The following is a 25,643-nucleotide window of genomic DNA, read 5'->3' as shown; positions in this document are numbered from 1 at the left end:
ACCTTATAATCTCGCGGATACCCGCTCTGTTATTTCATGGAAACGTGGTTAAAAGATAAACTGCGTGGCGACTGGCAAATATGGTTTATTATTGCCGTGCTATCGTTATTCAGTATGCTGGTTGTATATAGCGCCAGCTCAGCTCTTGCCTATAAACGTGCCGGCGGTAACACCGAAAGTTACCTGCTCTCGCATACGGGTCATTTGGTGCTGGGAATTATGGTTATCTGGTTCATGCATCGCATTAACTACACCAATTTCGCAGTTATCTCAAGACTTTTGCTCTGGGTTACACCCATCATTTTGTTGTATACGTATTTTTTCGGAACTACCGTTGGAGGTACCAAACGCTGGATTAACATCTTTGGGGTGTCTTTTCAGTCGTCAGATCTGGTTCGTTTGGTGCTTATCACCAATCTGGCTGCCATGCTGGCCCGCCGACAAAATGTTGAGTATAATCCTAAAACGCTGTTGGGGCTTATTTTCTGGTGCGGCCTGTTATGTGGTATGCTGGCAGTAACCAACTTTTCAACGGCGGTTATTTTGGGCATTACCTGTTTCATTATTATGTGGGTGGGTCGTGTACCGGGCCGTTATCTTTTCCGGATGGCTACTTTTGTAATCAGTGCAATTGTAATAGTGCTGAGCATCAGTATTTTTCTTTATAATAAAGGAATTGATTTTGGCCGTGGTCAGGTGGTTTTAGAGCGTATTGAAGCTTTTGCCAAAGTAGATTTAAATAACGACAAAATAATTGGTAGCCCCGACAGAGACGATACTTACCAGAGAGACCAGGCCATGATAGCCATTGCCCGGGGTGGAACAGTGGGTATTGGCCCGGGTAAGAGTTTTCAGAGAAACTATCTGCCTGATGCTTTTTCTGACTATATATATGCTATTGTAGTAGAGGAGTACGGTCTTGTAGGGGCGGTGCTTGTTATGTTTATGTATCTATGGCTATTGTACAGAGGCCTTAAGAATGTAGAATACACCAACAGGGCATTTGGCGGGCTTTTATGTGTTGGTTTAACGTTTAGCATTGTTTTTCAGGCATTTGTACACATGTTTATTAATGTGGGGCTAGGCCCGGTAACCGGGCAGACATTACCTCTGATGAGCATGGGAGGTACCTCCATTTTATTTACATCAGTAGCCATTGGTATTGTGTTGAGTGTTACCAAGGGCGAACACGACGAGGGCAAAGTAGTGGCCTGATTTATTGTATTAACCTAATCATTTACAGCTATTTTCCGGATGAGCAAAGGCGCAAAAATAATTATTTCTGGTGGTGGCACTGGGGGGCACATATATCCTGCGGTGGCAATTGCCAATGAGTTGAAAGCCAAAGACCCGGGCATTGAAATCTTGTTTGTAGGCGCCGAAGGAAAAATGGAAATGGAAAAGGTACCCAAAGCAGGCTACAAAATTATTGGGCTTCCTATTGCCGGCTTTAACCGTTCAAATATGCTGGCCAATCTGGGTTTACCGTTCAAGCTACTGCGCAGCTTATGGAAAACCTATCAGATAATAAAAGACTTTAAGCCCGATGCCGCTATTGGGGTGGGGGGGTATGCAAGCGGCCCGACTTTGATAATGGCCAATTTTCTGAACGTGCCAACGTTGATTCAGGAACAGAATTCATTTGCTGGCGTAACCAATAAAAACCTGGCTAAAAAAGCCCGAAAGATATGTGTGGCGTATCCGGGCATGGAGCGGTTTTTTCCGAAAGAAAAAATTGTGCTTACTGGTAACCCTGTCAGAAAAGATATCCTCGAAACAGCCTCTAAACGCCAACAGGCGCTGGCGCATTTCAAGTTGAACGACGACAGGAAGGTATTACTCATTATTGGGGGCAGCCAGGGTGCCAGAACCATTAATGAATCAATACTGGCGGGTTTGAACGATTTGATTTCAAATGATTTACAGATTATCTGGCAAACAGGTAAGTTGTTTATAGATAAAGCCAGGGCGGCAGTAGATGCCCTACAGACCAGCCGTGTGTATGTGTCAGACTTTATTTATGAAATGGATCTGGCCTATGCAGCTGCTGACCTCGTGGTGTCTCGCGCGGGGGCCTTGTCGGTTTCTGAGTTATGTCTCACGGCCAAGCCGTCAATACTGGTTCCGTTTCCGGCTGCTGCCGAAGACCACCAGACACATAATGCGCTAAACCTGGTAAATGCAAATGCCGCCTGGTGTGTAAAAGATGCAGAGGCGAGAGAAAAACTGGTTGATCAGGTGATAGCTCTGGCCGATGACCCCAAAACCATGAACGAATTAAGCAGAAACATAAAAACTTTAGGAAAGCCCAACGCAGGGCAGGAAATAGCAGAAGAAGTTCTGGCTTTGATATAAAATTACCGGACACACCATCACCCTATGAAAATTTTCTTTTCTGAAAACAGAGTTGATTACTCTAATTATACTTTCGACTACGCCATTTATTGCCTGAAAGAAACACAGGAAGAGCTGGCCGGAATTTATGAAAAAGGTTTTTTACCCTATACCGGTGATCTGAGTATTGAAGGAGATATATTTTATCTGGCCAGAAGCCTGAGAGTTGATCTTGAAAACTTTGATGATACCTCAGAAAACCGCAGGGTCAACAGGCTGGTTGAGCCTCTTAGAATAGAGTTGGAAGTTATCAGAAAAGAAGACTTTAACCTGGACGACCCCGCCTTTACTGATTTTTGCAAGGCCTATATTTCGCAGCGAATCGGTGACGACAACATGAGCCTTGAACGCTGGCAGTATATATTATCAAGAGAGACAGGAACGCATATCCTTAGATTTACTTCAGAGGGTAAGTTCTTAGGATTTATACTGGGCGCTATGGGTGACGGTTTTCTGCATTACTGGTTTGCATTTTTTGATACCGAATACATGCGTACCCACTCTTTAGGCAAATGGATGATGTGGCGGGCTATCAGATGGGCTAAAGATAACGGCCTAAAATATGTATATCTGGGTACTGCCTACAAGCCTTCGGCTTTGTATAAAATAAGAGACCACAAGGGCCTGTCTTATTTTAACGGCCACCAGTGGAGCAAAGATGTGGAGCGCCTTAAGGAACTATGCAAAACTGACCTGGAGGCCAAAGAAGCCGACCAGTTTAAGTTACTGCCAGATAGAAATACGTTTCTTAAAAACCTTTAAAGTGCCGGAATCAGCTCAGCACTGATTCTGCTACAATGCAAACCTTATTTTTAAGTACAGCCTGAAATGGAAAAGAAATTAAACATAATGAAAATCGGCCGGTGGCTAATGGCAGGTGTTGCCATCATAGCGGTTGTTGCGCTTATTGTGTTTTCAAGCAATACTTTTTCAACTGACCGCTGCAAGAAAATAGAAGTTAAAATCAAAAACGCCGACGATCAGTTTTTTATTGACAGACACGAAGTTGAAGAACTGGCTACCAATTACGGTGCCGACCAACTAAAGGGTAAGCTTTTTAAGGAGATAGATTTACAGGAGATTGAAAAAAGAGTCTTAAAGAATAAACAAATCAAGAGTTGTCAGGTTTTTAGAGGTATTGAGGGAAACCTGAACATTGATATTGAACAACACATACCCATTGCCCGTATTCTTGGTTCTGACGGCCGTGAAGATGTATATGTAGATAATGAGGGGAGCTTTTTCCCGCTCTCTGAAAGATATTCCGCAAGAATTGTATTGCTTTCGGGCGAATATTTCCGAAATTTGCCAAGTTTAAAGCAAAAACGTCAGCAAAAGTTGATGAGCTTTATTAATTTAATTAATGAAGACAGTTTCTTGAAAGCCCAGTTTACCCAGCTGGATATAGACCAGGCCGGTAATATCAGTATTGTGCCACTTTTAGGAAACCACACCATTGAGTTTGGCGCGCCAGAGAACATTCAGAACAGATTAAACCGACTAAAGATATTCTATAAGCAGATATTGCCTGTGCAGGGATGGGATAAATTTACCCGGGTAAGTGTAAAATATAACGGGCAACTGGTTTGTAAATAATGCATGAAAACGGCATTGAAAATACGTTCACAAGGCAAAGAGCAGTGAATGATGTCCTAAAAACTAATGAAATGAGTAAAGGCGTAATAGTAGGTATTGATATTGGCAGCACAAAAATTTGTGCCGTTGCAGGAATAATGGATGGTGTTGAGAAAGTGAAGATTCTTGACATCGTGGAAGAACCTACCCAAAGGGGTCGTGTCTCTAATGGCACGGTTGTAAATCTAGAGTTTACAGCAAAAGACATAGACCGTATACTGAATGTTTTGTCTGACAAGGCCGATATCAATATTAACAACGTAATTGTCAATATATCCGGCGAAAACGTAGAGGGGCGGTCACATCAGAGTTCAATTACCCGTAATGACAGCCGAAGTACCATACGCAAAGAAGAAATAGAAAGATTAGCAGTTGATATCCGGAAATCGTTCCGGCCAACGGCAGGTAATGTCATCATTCATACATTCCCGCAGGAGTTTTTAGTTGACAAAACCACTGTGCCTGATAATCCTGTAGGCCGTTTTGGCATTATACTGGGTGGCAATTTCTTTTTGGTTTCTACACCCAATGACCCGCATCTGGCCTTACGCCGGACCATCGAAAGCGTGGGTGTAAAAGTACAGAACAACCGCAGATTTATTCCGCTTAAAATAGTTCATACCCTGTTTACACCCCTGGCCGATGCTATGGCCGTGTTAAGTGAGATTGACCGCAAATTGGGCGTGGTTGTGGTTAATATTGGCGGCGACACCACCGAGATTGCTATTTTTCAGGAGAGTGGCTTACGCCACATTGCGGTAATACCGTTTGCCGGTAAAAGCATTACCAACGATTTGGTAAAGGCCTTTCAGATTCTGCCAGACCATGCCGAAAAACTGAAACTTATTATGGGGGCAGTGCCACCTAATGAAGTAGGAAAAAATGAGATAATCAAGATTCCGGGGGTTGAGGGGCTGCCAGATAAAGAAATTGTGGCGCAAAATGTAAGCATCATCATTGAAGAGCGTCTGAAAGAAATAGCCACCATGGTAATGGCCGAGATCATGCATTCGGGTTATGATGGGCAGCTGATTAGCGGGGTAGTGCTAACCGGAGGCACCTCTAATATTGCCATGATAAAAGATGTGTTTGCACAGGTAACCAATGGCATGAACATCCGCGTGGGCAACACTATCAGAAACATAGGAGAAAGTGCGATAAGTAAAATCACCGACCCCAAGTATGCCACTGTAGTTGGCCTGGTGCTATCAGGCTTTTTACCGCTCGATGAACGTGTACCGCAAGAAGTTATATGGGGTGATTTGCCCGAGAATCAGTCACAAAGCAGTTACATGAATGGTGCTGATACACCTTCGGTGAGCCGTAATAGCGGAAAAAGAGAAGAGCCACAGGATGACGAGCCCACAGGAGGAGGTCTCTTTGGCTGGTTAAAAAAGAAAGTCTCATCAGCTGGTAAGCTTGACATGGGAGACGACAAAAATTATACAAACTAGTATCCAATTTTATTATTTATAAAGAGCAGATATTTTTTGGTATCAGGCATTGAAAGCCCTCTGTAGCCAATGGCTAAAACGTACCGATACCATTTTTGGCAGAGATCTACATTAAGGCAACTGTTTTCCAAAAGCAATTGCCTTAGTATTTATATTTCTTTTAAAAATGCTTTCCTAATCTACATAAATTCTTTCTTATTATGTCGCCAGAACCAGACTTCGAAATCGTTACAAGTAAAAACAAATTCAAGAACATCATTAAGGTAATTGGTGTGGGTGGTGCCGGCTGTAATGCCGTTAAACACATGCACAGGCTGGGTGTAACTGATATTGGTCTGGTTATTTGTAATACAGATTTGCAGGCGCTTGAATCGGCTCCTTCGGGTATCCACAGATTGCAGATTGGCATAGAGCTAACCAAAGGCTTAGGTGCCGGTACTGAAGCGGCAATGGGTAAAAAAGCTGCTGAAGAAAGCGAAAAAGTGATTCGGGAAGTATTAAAAGCGCCTACAGAGATGGTTTTCATCACTGCAGGTATGGGCGGCGGTACCGGTACAGGTGCAGCCCCTGTAATAGCGCGCATTGCCAAAGAGATGGGCCTGCTTACCGTTGCTGTTGTTACAGACCCTTTTACTTTTGAAGGAGAAGACAAAATTGTGCAGGCACGTGCCGGAATTGAAGAACTTAAAAATTGTAGTGACACCGTACTGATTATCAAGAACGAGCGTCTAGAACAACAGTACGGCGATATGGATATAGAAGAAGCCTACGCCAAGGCAGATGATGTGCTGGCCAATGGCGTAAAAAGTATTGCAGAGCTTATTACACGGCCAGGTATTATAAACCTTGACTTTGCCGATGTAAAAAAAGTTTTAGGTAATGCGGGTCAGGCTGTAATGGGTACAGCAGAGGCAGAGGGAGAACGACGGGCCGAAGATGCCATTAAATCGGCGCTTTCGTCACCATTGCTTGAGAGCAACGGTATAGGCGGGGCACAAAGAGTACTGGTAAGTATTGCCTATAGCACCGAGCATAAAATCAAACTTTCAGACCAGACACTGGTTACCAAGTTTATTGAAAGCCAGATTCAGACCAAGGCAAGGCTTTTCAAGCATGGTTTTGCTATTGACGAAAACCTGAAGTCTAAAGTAAGGGTAACAATTGTGGCTGCCGGCTTTGATTTGGGAATTGAAAATGAGCCACAGGAACCGGAAGTGGAAGACAAAAACGGGGAGCGGAAAACCGGTGAGGCTGCCAGGACAAAAAACGCGGTTTCAGCTGTAGCTGAGCAACACAAAAGAGATGACAGTGAGCAAATTAAAAACATGATTCAGCGTTTTATGAGAGAGGGATACCGGAATCCGGCATTAAGCACACCTACTTATGTACGCAACGGAATTGAACTACAGGATGTGAAAAAACTGCGGCAAAGTGGTAAAGTTCTTGAGTATGACCTTGATTATTTGTTGGGCATGATGGAATCAAGCAGATAAATTATTGTTATCTAATTATATTAAAGTTTGTTAAAGTAAAACGAATGATGTTATTCCTGCCCGAATCATTATTTGTTTTACTTTTTCTGTATACAACTGTTAAGATTATACCCATAAATCAATGATATTAGACCGAACAATTGCTCCGCCCTCACAAACGATAGAACAGGTAAGTATCCCGAAAGCTGAAAAAACACTGCTCGATAACCAGATACCAGTTTTCATGATTAAAGCCGGCGAACAACCGGTAATGCGTCTGGAATTAATTTTTGATGCAGGCAGCAGATTTGAGAATAAAACCGGCGAGTCGTTTTTTGCTGCAAAAATGCTTTCAGAAGGTACATCTAAGCATACTGCAACCGGAATAAGCGAACATTTTGATTCCTTCGGTGCTTTTCTTGAAATCAGCCAGGCTGTTGAAAGACTCACGATAACCGTACATGGGCTTACCAGACATTTACCCGAACTCCTGCCGCTTTTGCTGGAAATGATTACAGATTCTGTAATTCCTGAAAGTGAATTGCAGGTACAAAAAAATATTACCTCACAGAATCTGAAAATTAACCTCGAAAAAAGCTCTTATGTAGCCGGTCAGGTGTTCAGAGAGCAGATTTACGGCGTTAATCATCCCTATGGCAAATCGCTTACGCTTGCATTGATAGACGATATCACCAGAAACGACGTAACAGATTTTTATGAAAAGCATATAAAGGGCAAAGGTTTTAAAATATTTATATCTGGCAAGTTTGGTAATGAAGAAGTGCAGGCCCTGAACAGATACCTGGGCAGAACCCCGGTTGAATTTCAGCAGCATCAGCATTTGATTGATACCAGTGCCAACATTACACATCCCGAAAGCATATTGGTTGAACGCACCGAAAACCTGCAGTCATCCATTCGCCTGGGCAAAAAGTTATTTGGCCGCACCCACCCTGATTATTTCAAGTTTATGGTTACCAATACTGTGTTCGGCGGTTATTTTGGCAGCAGACTCATGAAAAATATCCGCGAAGAAAAAGGCTTTACCTATGGCATTTCGTCAGGACTGGTACCTCAGAAAGAAGGCGGATATCTGGTAATGGGTACTGATGTAAAGAAAGAATTTACGCAGCAGACTTTAGACGAAATATTAAAGGAAATAAACCTGCTACAAACGGTGCCGGTAGAAGAAGAAGAGCTTGAAACCGCCAAAAATTACATGATTGGGTCTTTTGTCGGGTCGTTGAACACGCCTTTTGAAATAGCCGACAGGCAGAAAATAATTATACTTGACGATTTACCAGCCGATTTCTACGATAATTATATTCAGAAAGTACGTGCCGTTACGCCAATGGATGTACTTGAAATGGCCAATACCTATTTTAAACCCGAAAATTTATTTGAAGTAGTGGTAGGGGGGAAATAGAACCTCACACCCTAAACCCCTCTCCCCATTGTTGGGGAGAGGGACTTCTTCACTCTTCCCCATTGTTGGGGAAGGGCAGGGATGGGGTTTTTCAAAGTATTATTTAGTAAAAAAGAGTTTTAAATCACTCCCTCTTTATTAAAAGCCTACACCTATGGTTTTGGTTTGTATTCTGAGCAGATACATATCGGCCGTAATATAGAGCGTTGACCCATCATTACCCCAGGCGCAATTGGCTGTGGGTACCCCGGTTTCAATGCGGCCCAGCAACTTTCCTTCCGGCGTCAGTATCAAAATACCGCCGGGCCCGGTGGTGAATATATTTCCTTTTTTATCGATTTTCAGTCCGTCAGGTAAACCCTGCAACCCTTCTTTTACCATAGGAGTGGTATCAAACAGAATTTTACCTTTACCTACTTTCCCGTCGGCCAGTACAGGGTATGCCATTAGGTAGGCTCTGTCAGGGTCTGACTGTGCCACATACAAAGTCTTTTCATCCGGCGAAAAAGCCAGGCCGTTAGGGCGTGTAAGGTCTTTTATTATTAAAGTAACTTTCCCGTCGGTTCCTCTTCTGTAAACGCCGAATAGCTCCGTTTCCCGGGTCGGGTCATTTTCTTTCTTCATCAAACCATACGGAGGGTCGGTAAAATAATAATCGCCGTTTGATTTCTGCACAATATCATTCGGGCTGTTGAAACGCTTACCTGCGTAGCTATCGGCCAGTGTGCGTTTGCCACCTATGCTGAGCGGCATTACTGAAATACGTCGGTCGCCGTGTTCGCAGGAAACCAGCATACCATCTTTATTAATAATTAAGCCATTGCTGCCGGGTTCATCACTATAAACCCCAAGCCCGGTATAGCCGGACGGTTTCAGAAAAGGCCTGGCACCTGCTCCTTCTTTCCATTGATAAACCGTGTTGGCGGGTACATCAGAAAACAACAGATAATTGCCGTCTTTAACCCAGGCCGGGCCTTCCGCCCAGTCGTATCCTTCGCTCAGAATCTCAATTGTTGCATCTTTATCTATCAGATTATCAATGGCTGGGTCAAGGCGGTTCACCTTACCCAATGTTTTTTGTTGCGCTGTTGTCAGGTTGTTCATCATTATTAAAAGGGCAAATAGTAATACGGTTTTCATAGGAAGTTATAGTTACAGGTTGATTAACGAATTTAATTGAATTTTTGCAAACTCTAACCAAACCGCGCAAGAAAGATTGATCCAAGAACGCTCGGTGCTTTATTCATCATCAGATTATTAAGTTAAAATAAATTGAACATTTACAAAGAATCATCGGCATACTTATATATTTGCCGTCTGATGGCTACAGGCCCTATTCAATTCATAACCAAAATCTAAACTTTCAATCATGCGTAAAATTTCTCGGATTCACTCATGGCTCACGGCTGTGGCAGGAGTGGCTCTACTTTCTGCCTTTGTTTTTGATGAAACCCCCGCACCGGCCATTAAAGTGCCTGCCGGATTTTCTGTTTCTGTATTAGGTAACGACCTCGGCGCCACCAGACACATGGCCGTTAACAGCAAAGGTGGCGTTTATGCCAAACTTTCTAAACTGAAAGATGGCAAAGGTCTTGTTTATTTATATGACTCCGATGCTGACGGTAAGCTGGATGCCCGGAAAAACCTGCTAGATTATAAAGGCACAGGTATTGTTATTAAAGACAACTACCTGTATTCATCGTCTAACACCGGAGTGTATCGTTATCAGCTGGATGCCAACGGCGAAATTACTAATATTGATAACCCGGAGCAGATTGTAACCGGGCTGGTTGCCAAAGGCCGCGACGAAGCCAAAGCCATTGCACTGGATAACAACGGTAATATTTATGTTTCTGTGGGGTCACCAGATGAAACCTGTAAAGAAAAAGGCACCAACAAGGGTATATATCCTTGTGCATTGCTTGATTCGGTTGGCGGAGTCTGGCGTTTCAAGACTAATAAACTTAATCAGACTTATAGTGATGGTGTAAGATATGCCACAGGGCTGAAAAACGTTGTAGGGCTTGACTGGAACACCAAAACCAATAAATTATTTGTGATGATGCACGGTAGGGGTCAGTTTCATGAGGCTTTCCCGAATTATTATACGCCTGAAATGAGTACCAAGCTACCTGCCGAAACCATGTATGAGTTACATGAAGGTGCAGATGCCGGCTGGCCTTATGTGTATTATGACCAGTTTCAGAAAAAGAAAATTCTGTGCCCTGAATACGGCGGCGATGGCAAAAAGACCGGTGGCGAAAAAGCCATTAATCCTGCTGCTGCGTTTCCTGCCCACCTGGGCCCCAACGGATTGTTGTTTTACACGGGCAATGCGTTTCCGGCTAAGTACAAAAACGGAGCATTCGTTGCTTTCCATGGCCAGTCTCCTGAATTGAAAAAAGGATATATGGTGGCTTTTGTGCCTTTCAAGAATGGCAAGCCATCTGGCCCCTGGGAGATTTTTGCCGATAACTTTGCCGGTATAGACCTTGCCAAACCGACCGGCCCGGTACAACACCGCCCCTGCGGACTGGCACAAGGCCCTGACGGCTCAATTTATGTGTCTGACGACTTAGGCGGAACCATTTATAAGATTAGTTATAAGGCGGCCAAATAGGCCTAGCCGGAGTTTTATAGTTAAGGGTATGTTTAAACATATACCCTTAGCTTTTCAAAAACAATATGCCTACCCGGCTAAGCTCGTGAAAACCACTGTTTTATGTTGTTTTTTGAACTGAAAAACATAGAAAAAATACATGTTTGTGGGCAGTAAAATCGGGCAAATTGGGGGTTGCAGAGGCCTTTCAAGTGGTTTTCTAAAAATAGTCCTACCTTTTTTGTCTTTTTTTGCCCAAAATATCGGAATTGTGAAAATTGTGTAGTACTTTTGCACCCGAAAAATGAAGGTGTACTACCTATTTTCGGATCTACATTTAAAAACTCATCAAAATAAATATGGCATCAGTTAGACCAGATGAAGTTTCGGCTATTCTGCGTGAACAACTAGCAGGTTCAAAAACCGAAGCGGAACTCGAAGAAGTAGGTACAGTGCTACAAATCGGAGACGGTGTAGCACGTATATATGGTTTATCAAAAGTACAGGCCGGTGAATTGTTGGCTTTTGAAAACGGTTTAAAAGCACTAGCACTTAACCTTGAAGAAGATAACGTAGGAGCAGTACTTTTAGGAGACGCAACAGGAATTAAAGAAGGTGCAACCGTAAAACGTACCGGTGAAATCGCTTCGGTGAAAGTAGGTGACGGTATCGTTGGTCGTGTTGTAAATACATTGGCTGAACCAATTGATGGCAATGGCCCGATTCAGGGTGAAACTTTCGAAATGCCTTTGGAGCGCAAAGCGCCGGGTGTTATCTATCGTCAGCCTGTAACTGAGCCGCTTCAAACAGGTATCAAAGCGATTGACGCGATGATTCCGATTGGTCGCGGACAACGTGAGTTGGTAATTGGTGACCGTCAAACCGGAAAAACCGCGGTTTGTATTGATGCCATTATCAACCAGAAAGAATTTTATGATAAAGGTGAGCCGGTATATTGTATTTATGTAGCCTGTGGACAGAAAGCATCCACCATCAAAGCGGTTGAGCAGACACTACGTAAATATGGCGCTATGGATTACACGGTAATCGTAGCAGCAGGTGCTTCAGACCCATCTCCAATGCAGTTCTTTGCGCCATTTACAGGTGCAGCTATTGGTGAGTATTTCCGTGACACTGGTCGTCCGGCATTGGTTGTGTATGATGACTTGTCGAAACAAGCTGTTGCTTATCGCGAGGTGTCATTGTTGCTTCGTCGCCCTCCGGGACGTGAGGCTTATCCTGGAGACGTTTTCTATCTTCACAGCCGTTTGCTGGAGCGTGCCGCTAAAATCAATGCCAATGATTCTATCGCGCAAGATATGAACGACCTGCCTCCGTCATTGAAAGGTAAAGTAAAAGGTGGTGGTTCATTAACGGCGCTACCAATTATTGAAACTCAGGCCGGCGACGTGTCTGCTTATATCCCTACTAACGTAATTTCAATTACTGACGGTCAGATATTCCTTGAGTCAAACCTTTTCAACGCCGGTATCCGTCCTGCTATCAACGTAGGTATCTCGGTATCACGCGTGGGGGGTAATGCTCAGATTAAATCAATGAAAAAAGTAGCAGGTACCCTGAAACTAGATCAGGCGCAGTTCCGCGAGTTGGAAGCCTTCGCCAAATTTGGTTCAGACCTTGACGCCGCTACCAAATTGACTATCGAACGTGGCCGTCGTAACCAGGAAATCCTGAAACAAGGGCAGTTCTCTCCATCGCCGGTTGCTGAGCAGGTGGCTATCATCTATGCTTCAATCAATGGTGTGTTAGACAAAGTTCCGGTAAACAGAGTAAAAGAATACGAAGATGAGTTTGTTACCCTGTTGAAAGCACAGAATCCTGAGGTTTTGAAAGCACTTGCAGCCGGAAAGCTGGATGACGCCGCCGATACCATCAAGAAAGTTGGTAAAGAATTAGCTGAAAAATATGCATAATAATATAGAATGAAGAGTGGGTTCTCCCTCTTTTCATTCTTAATTTTTTAGAAAGATGCCTTCATTAAAAGAAGTAAGAAATAGAATTGTCTCGGTAAACTCAACGACGCAGATTACAAAAGCCATGAAAATGGTGTCTGCAGCCAAGTTACGCAGAGCACAAGATGCTATCCTTCAGATGCGTCCGTATGCTACCAAGCTTAACGAACTGATTGCTACCGTATCAGCCAATACTGAAGTAGGCGCTACAAGCCCTTATACCAGTGTACGTGCGGTAGAGAAAGTTCTGGTTGTTCTGGTTACATCAGACAGAGGTCTATGTGGTGCATTTAATTCAAATATCATTAAAGCAGCTTTGGCTGTTATTAATGAAAAGTATGCTTCTCAGGCAGCTAAAGGTAATGTTGAGATTCTGGCACTGGGTAAAAAAGGTGGTGAAGCACTGGCTCGTCGCAGTTATAAAGTGAACGAATCATTCATGAGCATCTTCCAGAACCTGAATTTTGCGCATGCACGCTCAGCTGCAGAATCAATCATGACAGCCTTTGAAGAAGGGAAGTACGATGTTGTGGAGCTTGTTTATAACGAGTTTAAAAACGTTGCTACGCAAATCATCAGAGTTGAGCAGATGCTTCCGTTGGTTGATAAAAAAGCTGATGAATCAGCAGCCAGCAAGATTGATTACATTTTTGAGCCTTCAGAAGAAGAGATTGTTTTGGAACTGATACCAAAGGCCATTAAAATGCAGTTATTTAAGGCTGTGCTGGAATCGAACGCATCAGAGCATGGCGCTCGTATGACAGCCATGGACAAAGCAACAGACAATGCCAATGAGTTATTACGCTCTTTGAAAATTGAGTACAACCGTAGCCGTCAGGCCGCAATTACCAAAGAGATTCTGGAGATTGTGGGTGGTGCCGAAGCTTTGAAAGGAGAATAATCTATACCAATAGATATACAAATGAAAATGGTGAGTCAGACGGCTCACCATTTTTTGTTTTATTGCGTGCCAGGTTAGCTGTTATAAACTTGTAGGCCCAGCAGTTAACCAATGCTATAGTAATTAACATTACAGGCGCTCTTGGACGATTATTACATTTCAGTTACATTCATTACGCCCAGTTGTTCAAACAGCTTTTGCCAGTAGTAAGTAACGGTGGGGTTATTCTCTTTAGAAGAACTGGTAGGCTCAAACGGCAGAATCATTGAAATGTCGGGTCCGTTCAGCTGATAGTTTTTTAGCTTTTCTGCATCAACTTTGGCCCATTCTTCGGCCTGTGCTTCATCTTTAGGCGGGCTCACCTGAAAATCCCTGCCATTCTTTACACTCTCTACCATATCGCTCAGGTAATACACTTTAGTAATACCCGGGCTTTCGGCCAGGCGCGCAATAACCGGTATGCTGGCAGTAATATTGGTTTCCAGATTCGAAGCGTTATCGTTCTGCGTTTTCAGCCTGTTTAAAGATTGCTGAATAACAAAGTTCCTTTCTTTTCGGATTGACAAGTCGTAGGCTGTCTTGATGGCCTCCATATCAGTGGCATTTACACCTTCTGTGTCTTCCATTTCAGTGCGGCAGGTAAGAGACAAAGTGCGGCCTTTCGATGTGTTTTCGTGTATATAATAAATCTCAAAGGTATCGCCTGCTTTTCTGAAATTCTGCTCTATAATAGACGTAAGTGTCTGTTGATACTTTTGTGCCACAAAGGCTTTTTTTACATCTACACTTGCCGTTTTATCAATAAAAATCAGGGTATGTACAGTGGGGCTATTGGTTTGATTATCAGCTTTTTGGGTTTCTTTATCTCCGCAGGAAAAAAGAGAAAGAACTAAAAACAGAAAAGTAAGCAAGTAATAAGTAACCGGAGGCTTTTTCATCAAAATGGGGTTTTGTTCCAGGATATCTTCATAATTCAGAACCTTGAACGAAAAATACAAAACAAAAGTATGAAATCAATACTTCAAATTTAACTTTTTTCTATATACGGTGTCAGAAGGCATATTTTTCTGCCAGAATGGGTTCTGAATAGAGCCCTTCAGAATACCTCTGCTGGTAAGCACCTTATTGTTAGCCAGATAGCTCTCTTCCCAGCCGGCAATTTTATGCGGGAAATTCTTCTCAAATATAATGCTGATGCTTCTTTTGCTTTCAACATACTTTACCTGATAGGCATACAAAGAATCACCCCTGAAGGTTGAGTCGCCTCGGTAAGGTTGCAACGTAACATCGGCAATGGCTGGTGCCGGTTTTTCGCGTCTAAGCCGCAGTGAAGATAAACCCGGCACCAGAATAACTTTACCAACCGGTAACTGTTTCAGGGGGTTCATGCGTACGCGCGTCCAGAGTTCGTCTTCCAGCAACGCTTTGTCTATATGATAATCATCTTCTATTTCTTCATCAAAATAAGATTTACCCAGAACCTGATAACCGTTCTGGCGAAAATTGAGTTGTAGAAAAGTTTGCCCGCTCCAGTCCTGATTAGTGTTAGAAACCTTAAGTGTAGAAGGATACTCCTGGGTTTGTACAGGCGTAAATACCGATGTGTATAAAGAGAAATCATGAATACCCGTAACAAATCTCTTAATAAAGTTGAGTTTCAGTACTTTTACTGCTTTCTCTCTATCTTTTGTTTCCAGCTTTACGTGCTTGTCTTTTCTGAAATCTTCGGTGCTAAAAACCATAATCGCCTCGCCATTATTCAGGTTACCGAATTGTGCTTCCTGCAAAGCATAGCTGTTGATTTCAGCAGTGCCCGGATTCCAGTAGGTTCTGAAATTAATGTCGTCATAAGGTTGTTGTGTGTCTGTTTTTTCTTTGCTGCATGATTGCAGAAACACCAGTATTGCCAGCACAAAGCACGAAATTTTCATAATCAATAGTTTTGCATAAACGAGATTCAAACTTAAGAAATAAATTAACGAATCTCTATAAAATAATTATCTGCAAACACTCCGGTTTTACTTTTTTCCTTTCCAGCTTATCAGAAAAACCCCTGCCAGCACCAGTGCCGTACCAATTATCTGTTCAAGCCAGACGGGTTCATTCAGAAAAGCTGTGGCCAGTATAATGGTAAAGATAGGCCCTATGCTGGCTATAATTGAGGCATTGCCGGAACCAACCCGTTTGATACCCGCAGAAAACAAAAAAGTGGGGAGTACTGTTGAAAAAATAGCCATAGCTATGGAAATCAGATAAACCGGCGCCGGAAAGCCGAATATATCAAGGCCGTTGTAAATATAGCTGTGTATAAGAGTGGGTACCAGAGCAGATAGCATGGCCCAGGAGGTAAAGCGTGTGGTGCCCAGTTTACCAATCAGCTTGTCGCTACCTACTAAATAGAACGAGTAGGTGAGACCACTCAGAATAACCAGAAAAGCCCCCAATGCGATGTTTTTTTGCTGATGCGCCTGAAAATGCCTGTTAAACGCCACTATAATGCCTGCATAGGTAATGACCAATGCCAGCCATTGCAGGCGGCTTACTTTTCTTTTAACCAGAAATGAGTTAATCAATAAAACAAAGGTAGGATAAATAAAAAGGAGGATTCGCTCAAGGCTGGCAGAGATGTACTCAAGACCAAGAAAATTAACGTAAGCAGACACATAATAGCCGGTAAAGCCTATTAGAACCACCTGGCACCAAATTTTAAGAGGTATAACCGGGTGTGCCACTTCTGTAACGCGCGTACGAAAGATAGTTACCAGATAAAACGGGGCAGAAAACAGAAACCTGAGTGCAAGAAGCGTAATGGAATCGATACCATAGCGATAAGCAGATTTAATAAAAATGCCCTTAAGGGCAAAGCCGAAAGCCGCTCCAAAAACCATTAACGCGCCAATCAGATACTTTGTGCGGTCTGACATAAAAAATAACCTGTCTTATGACATCTCAAATGGTAAAAATGATAGTTTTGCTTTTCATTTTTACGTACTGATTCTGTTTTTAGTTCAAGCATATTTGAAAAGTTAAACAATTTATTGTAATTATTAAAAATTATTGCATAATTCACCTGTTCGGAATTGATTAAATAAATAACCCACATGGTAACGTCCAAAAAACTAAGAAAAGAGTCAGAAGAAACAGTTAGTATTCAACCACGTGAGCAGAAAAAACCATTATTGATAGAAATAGCCTGGGAGGTATGTAATCAGGTAGGTGGGATTTATACGGTAATCCGTTCTAAGGTGCCATCTATGGTGGAAGAATGGGGAGAAAATTATTGTTTAATAGGACCGTATTTTCAGAATACGGCGGTTGTTGAATTTGAGCCTATTGATGACCTTGATGAATCATATTTTGGTAAGACAGTTAAAAGAATGCGAGAGCTGGGTTTTGAGGCGCATTATGGACGCTGGCTGGTAACCGGAAAACCCAAAATTGTTCTGCTTGATTTCAAGAACCTCTTATATAAAGCCAACGATTTAAAGCATAATATCTGGAACAGGCACCAGATTTCTACCATAAATGCCGAGCCCCTGGTTGACCAGGTAATTGCGCTAGGCGAAATGATTAGGGTATTTCTGACCGAATTCGGCGAAGCTTACGGCCATAAAAATGATATTGTTGCGCACTTTCATGAATGGATGGTGGCAACAGCCCTAATAGATATAAGGACAGACAATGTGCCGATGTCTACCGTGTTTACCACCCATGCCACTATGCTGGGGCGCTATATTGCCGGAAACGAGCCGAACTTCTATGAGCGGTTGCCTTACTATAACTGGGAACATGAGGCGCATCATTACGGTATACACGCACAGGCCAAAATTGAGCGGCTTGCTGCACAGAAAAGTCATGTGCTAACAACAGTTAGCGATGTTACAGCCAAAGAATGCGAAGTGTTTTTTGGCAGAAGCTGCGACCTCATTCTGCCCAATGGGCTGAATGTTACCCGTTTTGCAGCCACCCATGAGTTTCAGAATCTGCATCTGAAATACAAAGAGAAAATACATCAGTTTGTAATGGGGCACTTTTTTCAGAGTTATAGCTGGGACCTCGACAATACTTTGTACTTCTTTACTTCGGGGCGTTATGAGTTCAGAAACAAGGGTTATGACATAACCCTTGAGGCGCTTAAAAGGCTAAACTTTAAGTTGGTTCAGTCTGGGGTTGATACAACCGTGGTTATGTTTATTATTACTAAAAATCCGGTTTATTCTATTAATCCTGAAGTGCTGCAGTCAAGAGCCGTAATGGAAGAAATCAGAGAAACCTGCGAGGCCATTGAAAAGCAGGTGGGCGAGAACCTTTTTCATGCCTCTGCTGCTAACGAGAACCCTAATCTGCCAGACCTGAACGATTTTGTTGATGAATACTGGCGCCTGAGATTACGACGGACCATTCAGACCTGGAGAACGAAGAAGTTGCCACATACGGTTACACATTTATTAAAGCAGGAAGACGAGGTTACCGATTATCTGAAATTTACAAACCTGCAGAATCATCAGCAAGACCGTGTGAAATTTGTATATCACCCTGATTTTATTTCTCCTACCAATCCACTTTTTGGTATGGAATACAGCCAGTTTGTACGTGGCTGCCATCTGGGGGTTTTCCCGAGTTATTATGAGCCCTGGGGTTATACACCACTTGAATGTGTCGTGAGGGGTATTCCGACGGTAACGAGCGATTTATCCGGCTTCGGTGATTTCATGATTCAGTTAATGAGAGATTATGAAAGTGTTGGAGTATATGTGGTAAACCGCCGGACTAAAACCTATGACGATGCGGCTGACCAACTGGCAGATATCATGTTCAATTTCGTAACGATGAATCGCCGCGACCGCATTATGCAGCGTAACAGAGTAGAGAATATCTCTGAGATATTTGACTGGACCAATCTTCGATCCTATTACGACACAGCACATGACCTGGCACTTAAACGTAAAGGAGTTACCAGGTTATAAACAGAAAGGGGAAGATTCGGCAAATCTTCCCCTTTCTGTTTATAGCAGTTTTGCTGTTGTTTTTACTTAACAGCTTCGTCTATCCATTTTATCATTTCTTGTACTACCAGGTCGCTGGAGCCAAGAAAACCTGTACTTTTAAACTTGATTTTCCCTTGTTTATCAATACAGAATTTGGCTGGTATACCATTTACGCCATAGTTACCGGCTACGTCGCCCTCGGCATCAAAAACAACCGGGAAAGACCCGTAGCCTCTCTGGCTCATGAAGTTAACTACCGACCCTTTCACCTGGCTTGGCTCCATGCGTTCAAATGTGTTCACAAACAGAAACTGCACGTCGGTGTTGTTTTTATATTTCTCCTGCACCTGTTTCATGCCCGGAAACGACATAATACAAGGCCCGCACCAGGTTGCCCAGAAATCAAGAATAACAACTTTGCCTTTCAGGTCTGACAACTTAACGGTTTTGCCGTCTTTATCGAGCAGGCTGAAATCAGGCGCATCCGCGCCTACCGAGCCAGCACTTCTACGCTTTACGTCCTGAATAAACAGTTTGGCAAAAAAGTAATTTTTGCCTTCTTTTTCCAACTGAGCAGCAGTGTTGGCAAAAATCTCAAAGTCTTTCTCAGGGTTCAGAAAATTATTTACCGCAATAATACCAGCCAATGAGGTGCCTAATTCGGCAATCATAGGTTTAATCGTATTAAAATAGGCCTCTTCGGCGGCTACATATTGTGTTTGTAAATCTTTCTTTTTCTTTTCGTCGCGTTTCTTTGAAACGGCTTCAAACTGTTCGTTCAGATTCAACTGCGTTTTTCTGAAATTCTGTGCTTCTGCCAGAATCTGATTGAACTTCTTCATGTTTGTAGAACCCTCAATGCTGTAAGACGCCGCCTTGTCAGGCGTACTCATACCGTCAGCCACCAGGCTTATTTCCTCGCCGCCATCCAGAATCAAACCAATTACCTGCTGGTTGGCAATATTTACCTGGTAAATGCCCGGGTCTGGCAACATACCTTTAAAAGCAAAAGTCCGGTCGGCTGCAATATTCACCGAATCTATTTTCAGCGCAATATTTCTGTCGTTCATTCTTTCAAGGTACGCCTTGCCCGACACCGCGTTGGTAACTTTACCTTTTATGCTAAATGGTTTACCTGTTGTAGCTTTTGCAGGGGTTTCGGCTGTCTTGTTTTGGGGCTGCGACTGGCATGACCAACCAAAGGCCAGAAAAAATATGGCAAAAATAGATTTTTTCATAGAAGTTAATGTACAGTTTTTTAAAGAATAATGGCTTTGAAGACTATTTCAGCGCGTCCATCAGTAACTGGTTGGTCAATTTAGGGTCTGCCGTACCTTTCGATTTCTTCATTACCTCACCCACAAACATACCCAGCAAGCCTTTTTTACCGCTTTTAAACTCTTTCACTTTGTCTGGATAAGCAGACAGAACCTCGTTGATTAACGCCTGTAAGGTATCTGTATTGCTTTGCTGAATCAAATTATTGGCTTCTGCCAGTGCCAACGCTGTTTCTGCAGGGTTATCGAGCAACAACGGAAAGAGCTTCTGAGCGGCAGTTGAACTGCTGATTTTGTTGTCATCAACCAGGGCAATGAGTTCTGCCAGCTGAGTTGGTTTCAAAACCAGCTGGTTAATTTCAATGCCTTTGTCGTTCAGGTAGCCTTTTATAGTAGAAGTAAGCCAGTTGGCAATAGCCCTGTGGTTTTTTGTAAACCTGGCTGTTTCCAGAAAGTACCCAGCCGTATCTTTATTGTCGGTCAGTACTGCGGCGTGTTCATCAGGCAGGCCATATTCCTGTGTAAATTGTTTGAATAACTGATGCGGAAGAGCAGGCATCTGGTTCTTGATTGTGCCAAGCCAGGCATCAGATATATGGATAGGCGCAAGGTCTGGCTCAGGGAAATACCGGTAGTCGTTCATTGTTTCTTTTACCCGCATACCGTAGGTTTCACCGGTGTCGGCATCAAACATCCGTGTTTCCTGAATAATGGTTTCTCCGGTTTCCAGCATTCTTACCTGCCTCTTAAACTCAAATTCTACGGCTCGTTGCAGGTTACGTATAGAGTTCATGTTTTTTACCTCTACTTTGGTGCCCAGTTTTTCTGTTCCAACCGGTCGGATAGAAATATTAAGATCGGCACGCATGGAGCCTTCTTCCATGTTGCCGTCGCATATATCCAGATAACGCACCATCTTACGAATTTCTGTCAGATACGCACCTGCTTCTTCGGCGCTTTTCATGCAGGGTTCAGACACTATCTCTATCAACGGGGTACCCGCACGGTTGTAGTCCAGTCGGGTATATTCGCTATCGCCTTCATGTACCGACTTCCCGGCGTCTTCTTCCAGATGTATGTGGTGCAGTTCAAGAAACCGCTCTTTGTATTGTTTACCGTCTTTCAGCCTTACGGTTACCCCACCACCTTTGCAGATAGGGAATTTATCCTGCGATACCTGATAACCTTTCGGCAGGTCGGGGTAAAAATAATTCTTACGGTCGAAATAGTTATTGCGGGTTATTTCACAGCCGCAGGCAAGACCCATTCTTATGGCGTACTCAACAGCTTTTTTGTTCAGTTTTGGTAATACACCAGGATGCCCCAATGTAATAACACTTATATTGGTGTTTGGCTCGCTGCCAAAGCGGTTAGAGTCAGAAGCAAAGATTTTGCTTTCGGTTGAAAGCTGGCAATGAACTTCTAGTCCTATAACAATTTCGTATTGCATGAAAAGTGGTTAAAAAATGAAGGCTGTTATTTGTCGAAGCCTGGTCTCACAAATTTACGAGCATTAGGGAAATCTTTCTCTATATATTGGCGTAGTTTTTCCAGCTGAAGCAATATTTCAGTAATTTTATTTACTTTTTCCGGGAAATGTACCTGCAAAACCAGCCAGGCAGCTATACTGCGGTCAATACTGATAAGCGTTAGTTTGGCCTTGCCATTATAGAAGTCTGTCATAAAGTCGCTCAGGTTTTCTTCAAAAAACAACTGGCAGGCATTTCTGATTTTTATATAAATCAGGCTCTGGTACCAATTGATTACCTCAAAGGCATCTTCAATTTGCGACAACGCCTCTTCGGCTTCTTCAACCGACAACGCCCCTTTGTTCAATTCGTTCTGAAATTCAACGCCTTTGCCTTTCATAAAACCCTGCTCTTCTCTCAGAAAAGACCCATACAGGCGGGTATATTCGCGGGCGTTTATTACGTTGCGGTGTTTATCGGCTTCCTGGTGTGGGTCGCGGGTCAATGGCTGTGTATCGGCTTGGTTTACTACCTCTTCCCAGCTCAGGCCTTTGTCTTCAATAACCTGCTTTATTAAATCAGTTGTTTGCCTGAAAACATCCGAGAGGCTGTCGCCGGTGTCATCATGGGCCGGGGTTTTGTATTTTCGCATAGCAAAATTCATGCATTTTTCTGTAAAGCCGCAGCGCTCACACCAGCTATCACAATAGTTGTAAATCCCGTCAATAAAGTCTGGGTTTTTCAACAGTTTAAGGAAATCTTTTGATGTTTGGTGGCTCATTTGCAAAGCAATGATTTTACTGAAAACGAAATACAGTTCAAACTTAAGTCTATTTTTCAAGAAGTTCAAACCCTAAAGAACTTACTCTAAACTTCAATAAAACCGTTTATCCATTTCTTGTGGCAACCTAATACTAATGTTTCGTAAGATTGTCATACCAAAACTCGTATAAAGCCCTATAAGTTTCATCGAACAGGTTCATCGAAATGAAAAAAATTTTCCTCATGAAATTTTCAAGTATTTTATTACCTACGCTATTACTCGTTAATACTTTTGTTCAGGCACAACAACCGCAGGCTTTAGCTAACAGCGGCAGCAGGGCCGAATCTGAGAAAATCGGATTACAGGAGGCCGTTGACGTAGCTCTGAAAAACAACCTTTCTATCAGGCAAAGCGGGCTTGCTGTTGAAAACAGCATGAACACCCTCGACCAGTCTAAGTGGGCCAGATACCCCAACCTGAACGGAACCGCCAACCTTAACCTTTTTACTGGCCGTAACATTAACCCTTACACCAATGGTATCATTACCAATACGGTGGGGTCAAACGGTTTCGGGCTTTCAAGTGGTGTTACGGTTTTTGACGGTTTTCAGACCCGAAACAACATTGCTTTAAACCAGACCAACATGGAAGTGGCCAGACTTGATTTGCAGGCCATGAAAAACCAGATTACCCTCAACGTAGTAGTAGCTTACCTGAACGTGCTGTCGCAGGAAGACCTGCTGGCTATAGCCCAAAGGCAGGTAGAGGTATCAAGAATACAACTGGAACGCACCCAAAAACTGGTAAATGCAGGTTCTGTTCCTGAAACAAACCTGTTCGATATCCAGGCTCAGCTAGCCAATGACGAAGTGCAGGTTGTAAATGCAGAAAACGCAATTATATCGGCAAAACTGACCCTGAAACAACTTTTGAATACGGCTATGGAAAGGAACATTGACGTGGTTCGAATAGAAGTGCCCAACCCCAATATTCAGCCATATCCTAATTCTTCTTCTGAAGTATATGAAATAGCGCAGAGTTTTCTGGCAGATGTACAGGCGGCAGATATGCGCGTGAAAGCCGCCCAAAAAGCTGTTGATATTGCCAAGGGACTCAGATACCCGGTTGTTACGGCTTTTGCCAACGCCAACACCAACTCTACCACAGCTGCCGAGAAAATAATTGTAACACCAAGTATTATTGAGCAACGCGCAGGCTATGTAGATATTGGAAATACAAGGTATGACGTTTTTGCTCAGATACCTAGTACTACCACCACCACCGAGAAAATCGGTTATCTGCGCCAGATTAGAAGCAACGTTAACACATCAATTGGTTTAAGCGTAAGAGTACCAATCTTTAATGGGTACAATGCCAAATTTCGTACCACAGGTGCGGTGATTCAGCAGAAACAGGCAGAAGTACAGGCAGAGAACGTGCGCCTGCGCCTGCGTCAGGATATTGAAACGGCTTATGTAAACATGAGTAATTCGGCCAAGAAATTTTCAGCTTTGGGCAACCAGGTGCGGGCGCTTGAAGAAGCCTTCAGGGCATCAGAAGCCAAATTTAACGTTGGCTCACTAAACTCACTTGATTACAGTATTTCAAAAACCAACCTGGATCGCGCCAGAGCCAACCAGATTCAAGCCAAATATGATTACATTTTCAGAATCAAGATTTTAGATTATTATCAGAATAAACCACTTAATTTTTAAGTCATTTACTTAGAAGTTTGCATACTTACCTTATTACTAATTGTTTACAAATTTATTTTCTCAATGAAAAAATCAAATAGAATCTGGTTGATTCTGGGCGGTGTAATAGCCCTGCTTGTAATATTTCTACTGATTGCAAAGTCGGCCGGCTGGATAGGTAAAGAAAAACCTACCGAAGTTGAATTGGTGAAAGTAGGAAAAACAGATATTATTGAAACAGTTTCGGCATCTGGTAAAATCCAGCCCGAGGTTGAAGTGAAAATTACACCTGACGTACCCGGCGAGATTATCGGTTTGTATGTAAAAGAAGGAGACTCTGTAAAGAAAGGACAGCTTTTACTGAAAGTTCAGCCCGAAAACTATATCTCTATTACTCAGCGTGCTGAAGCCGTAGTGAACCAGTCAAGAGCCAGTGCAGAGCAGGCCAAATCGGCCATTGCCCAGGCAGAAGCAAGACTGATCAGAACCCAGGCTGAGTATAACCGTCAGAAAAAACTCTATGAAGAAAAAGTGATTTCTGCAGCCGACCTTGAGATTGCAGAAACCAACCTGAAAGTAGCTAAACAGGATGTAACTGCTTCTAAGGCCAATCTGGAGGCCTCTAACTACAATATCAGAAGTGCCGAAGCAGGTTTAAAAGACGCCTCTGAAAACCTGCGTAAAACAAGTATCTACGCTCCTATGAATGGTATTGTATCTAAACTGGGCGTAGAGCTGGGCGAACGCGTGGTGGGTACCTCACAGATGGCTGGTACAGAGATGCTACGTATTGCCAATCTGAATAACATGGAGGTAAGAATAAACGTAAACGAAAACGATATTGTAAGAGTAAGCCTGGGCGATACGGCCAATATTGACGTAGACTCTTACGCACTAACCGGCAAGAAATTCAAAGGCATTGTAACAGAGATAGCCAACACCGCTAATGGGGCTGGTGGTACATTGGCGGCTGCGTCTAGCGCTACTGATGCTGTAACTGAATTTGAAGTGAGAATCAGAATTCTGCCAGAGTCTTACCGCGATTTGGTAGACAGAAAAGCCAGGAAGGTGTACCCATTCAAACCCGGAATGACAGCCACTGTTGATATCATAACCGAGAAAAAAGAAAAAGTTCTGAGTGTGCCGATTGCTGCCGTTACTACCCGCGACGCCAACAATGAAGAGAAGAAAGACCAGCAAGGCTCTGCCGGTGAAGGTAATGCCAATGAGCCAGCCAAGGCTAAGAAAAAAGAGCAGCCAAAAGAAGTTGTTTTTGTGTTAGGCGCCGACAACAAAGTGAAAACCCGTGAGGTGAAAACCGGTATTACTGATACCGTAGCCGGAACCATAGAAATAAAAGAAGGCCTTAAAGAAGGAGAGTCTATAGTGTCTGGGCCATTTATTGCCGTATCGAAAAAACTGAAAGACGGTGATTTGGTCGGAAAAAAAGTAGAAGACAAAGGGAAGAAGAAAGAATAAGTACCTTTGAGTATAGCATTAACCATTCTGCAAAGAGGCTGCCCGTGGGTAGTCTCTTTGTTTTTTCAGGCCTTTTGGTTTATTTAGCATCTTAAACTTTATTGCAGCAAACACGTTAA

At 43.0% G+C, this 25,643-nt stretch carries 20 protein-coding genes; 13 read left to right on the top strand and 7 right to left on the bottom strand.

Annotated elements, in window-relative coordinates:
- The first annotated feature begins 36 nt into the window (after positions 1-36).
- The 7 genes from C0V77_RS01120 to C0V77_RS01090 all read left to right on the top strand — a co-directional run bounded on the left by C0V77_RS01120 (position 37) and on the right by C0V77_RS01090 (position 8,381).
- Positions 37-1,215 (top strand): FtsW/RodA/SpoVE family cell cycle protein, encoded by a 1,179-nt coding sequence (locus C0V77_RS01120; protein WP_101724469.1) that lies wholly within the window; start codon positions 37-39, stop codon positions 1,213-1,215.
- 39 nt (positions 1,216-1,254) lie between these two features.
- A complete protein-coding gene (murG, locus tag C0V77_RS01115) occupies positions 1,255-2,355 on the top strand; it encodes an undecaprenyldiphospho-muramoylpentapeptide beta-N-acetylglucosaminyltransferase (protein ID WP_101724468.1) in 1,101 nt (366 codons plus the stop codon).
- A 24-nt stretch (positions 2,356-2,379) separates the two neighbouring features.
- Positions 2,380-3,156, top strand: a complete 777-nt coding sequence (locus tag C0V77_RS01110; RefSeq protein WP_101724467.1) for a GNAT family N-acetyltransferase — start codon at positions 2,380-2,382, stop codon at positions 3,154-3,156.
- Between the two features lie 66 nt (positions 3,157-3,222).
- Positions 3,223-3,990: a cell division protein FtsQ/DivIB gene (locus tag C0V77_RS01105; protein ID WP_101724466.1), complete on the top strand. Its 768-nt coding sequence runs from the start codon at positions 3,223-3,225 to the stop codon at positions 3,988-3,990.
- Between the two features lie 71 nt (positions 3,991-4,061).
- Positions 4,062-5,483 carry a cell division protein FtsA gene (gene ftsA, locus C0V77_RS01100; protein ID WP_158237859.1) on the top strand — a complete coding sequence of 474 codons (1,422 nt, stop codon included), beginning with the start codon at positions 4,062-4,064 and terminating at the stop codon, positions 5,481-5,483.
- Positions 5,484-5,683: 200 nt separating this feature from the next.
- On the top strand, positions 5,684-6,976 hold the full coding sequence (gene ftsZ / locus C0V77_RS01095; RefSeq protein WP_101724464.1) for a cell division protein FtsZ: 1,293 nt from the start codon (positions 5,684-5,686) through the stop codon (positions 6,974-6,976).
- 121 nt (positions 6,977-7,097) lie between these two features.
- Positions 7,098-8,381: a pitrilysin family protein gene (locus tag C0V77_RS01090; protein WP_101724463.1), complete on the top strand. Its 1,284-nt coding sequence runs from the start codon at positions 7,098-7,100 to the stop codon at positions 8,379-8,381.
- Between the two features lie 138 nt (positions 8,382-8,519).
- On the opposite strand, the gene C0V77_RS01085 is transcribed toward C0V77_RS01090, so the two are convergent.
- Entirely contained in the window at positions 8,520-9,521 is a 1,002-nt protein-coding gene (locus C0V77_RS01085) for an SMP-30/gluconolactonase/LRE family protein (protein WP_101724462.1), read from the bottom strand.
- A gap of 226 nt (positions 9,522-9,747) precedes the next feature.
- Here C0V77_RS01085 and C0V77_RS01080 point away from each other — a divergent pair, with 226 nt between their 5' ends.
- The 3 genes from C0V77_RS01080 to atpG all read left to right on the top strand — a co-directional run bounded on the left by C0V77_RS01080 (position 9,748) and on the right by atpG (position 13,854).
- Positions 9,748-11,001, top strand: coding sequence for a PQQ-dependent sugar dehydrogenase (locus tag C0V77_RS01080; protein WP_409012773.1), 1,254 nt, complete (start codon positions 9,748-9,750; stop codon positions 10,999-11,001).
- Between the two features lie 338 nt (positions 11,002-11,339).
- Positions 11,340-12,914, top strand: a complete 1,575-nt coding sequence (gene atpA / locus C0V77_RS01075; RefSeq protein WP_101724460.1) for a F0F1 ATP synthase subunit alpha — start codon at positions 11,340-11,342, stop codon at positions 12,912-12,914.
- A gap of 55 nt (positions 12,915-12,969) precedes the next feature.
- On the top strand, positions 12,970-13,854 hold the full coding sequence (gene atpG / locus C0V77_RS01070) for an ATP synthase F1 subunit gamma (RefSeq protein WP_101724459.1): 885 nt from the start codon (positions 12,970-12,972) through the stop codon (positions 13,852-13,854).
- Positions 13,855-14,006: 152 nt separating this feature from the next.
- Here the strand turns inward: atpG and C0V77_RS01065 are convergent, their stop codons facing one another.
- The 3 genes from C0V77_RS01065 to C0V77_RS01055 form a co-directional block, all read right to left on the bottom strand.
- Entirely contained in the window at positions 14,007-14,792 is a 786-nt protein-coding gene (locus tag C0V77_RS01065) for a hypothetical protein (RefSeq protein WP_101725010.1), read from the bottom strand.
- A gap of 75 nt (positions 14,793-14,867) precedes the next feature.
- The gene (locus tag C0V77_RS01060; RefSeq protein WP_101724458.1) at positions 14,868-15,785 is read right to left on the bottom strand and encodes a hypothetical protein; all 918 of its coding nucleotides are present in this window, start codon (positions 15,783-15,785) and stop codon (positions 14,868-14,870) included.
- 87 nt (positions 15,786-15,872) lie between these two features.
- Complete coding sequence (locus C0V77_RS01055; RefSeq protein WP_101724457.1) at positions 15,873-16,778, bottom strand: DMT family transporter; 906 nt, start codon at positions 16,776-16,778, stop codon at positions 15,873-15,875.
- Between the two features lie 177 nt (positions 16,779-16,955).
- Here C0V77_RS01055 and C0V77_RS01045 point away from each other — a divergent pair, with 177 nt between their 5' ends.
- Positions 16,956-18,821, top strand: coding sequence for a glycogen/starch synthase (locus tag C0V77_RS01045; RefSeq protein ID WP_101724455.1), 1,866 nt, complete (start codon positions 16,956-16,958; stop codon positions 18,819-18,821).
- Between the two features lie 62 nt (positions 18,822-18,883).
- Here C0V77_RS01045 and C0V77_RS01040 read toward each other — a convergent pair whose 3' ends face one another.
- The 3 genes from C0V77_RS01040 to C0V77_RS01030 are packed head-to-tail and all read right to left on the bottom strand — an operon-like array spanning position 18,884 to position 22,369.
- Positions 18,884-20,080 carry a TlpA disulfide reductase family protein gene (locus C0V77_RS01040; protein ID WP_101724454.1) on the bottom strand — a complete coding sequence of 399 codons (1,197 nt, stop codon included), beginning with the start codon at positions 20,078-20,080 and terminating at the stop codon, positions 18,884-18,886.
- Between the two features lie 43 nt (positions 20,081-20,123).
- Complete coding sequence (gene gatB / locus C0V77_RS01035; protein ID WP_101724453.1) at positions 20,124-21,569, bottom strand: Asp-tRNA(Asn)/Glu-tRNA(Gln) amidotransferase subunit GatB; 1,446 nt, start codon at positions 21,567-21,569, stop codon at positions 20,124-20,126.
- Positions 21,570-21,595: 26 nt separating this feature from the next.
- Positions 21,596-22,369, bottom strand: a complete 774-nt coding sequence (locus C0V77_RS01030; RefSeq protein WP_158237858.1) for a hypothetical protein — start codon at positions 22,367-22,369, stop codon at positions 21,596-21,598.
- A 224-nt stretch (positions 22,370-22,593) separates the two neighbouring features.
- Here C0V77_RS01030 and C0V77_RS01025 point away from each other — a divergent pair, with 224 nt between their 5' ends.
- Together C0V77_RS01025 and C0V77_RS01020 are read left to right on the top strand one after the other, a co-directional pair.
- A complete protein-coding gene (locus C0V77_RS01025; RefSeq protein WP_158237857.1) occupies positions 22,594-24,066 on the top strand; it encodes a TolC family protein in 1,473 nt (490 codons plus the stop codon).
- 63 nt (positions 24,067-24,129) lie between these two features.
- Entirely contained in the window at positions 24,130-25,524 is a 1,395-nt protein-coding gene (locus C0V77_RS01020; RefSeq protein WP_101724450.1) for an efflux RND transporter periplasmic adaptor subunit, read from the top strand.
- Positions 25,525-25,643: the final 119 nt, after the last annotated feature.

The sequence above is a fragment of the Emticicia sp. TH156 genome, assembly GCF_002855535.1.
Classification (GTDB): domain Bacteria; phylum Bacteroidota; class Bacteroidia; order Cytophagales; family Spirosomataceae; genus Emticicia; species Emticicia fluvialis.
Note: the sequence above shows the minus strand (reverse complement) of the source record. Positions and strands in the feature narration are given on the sequence as shown.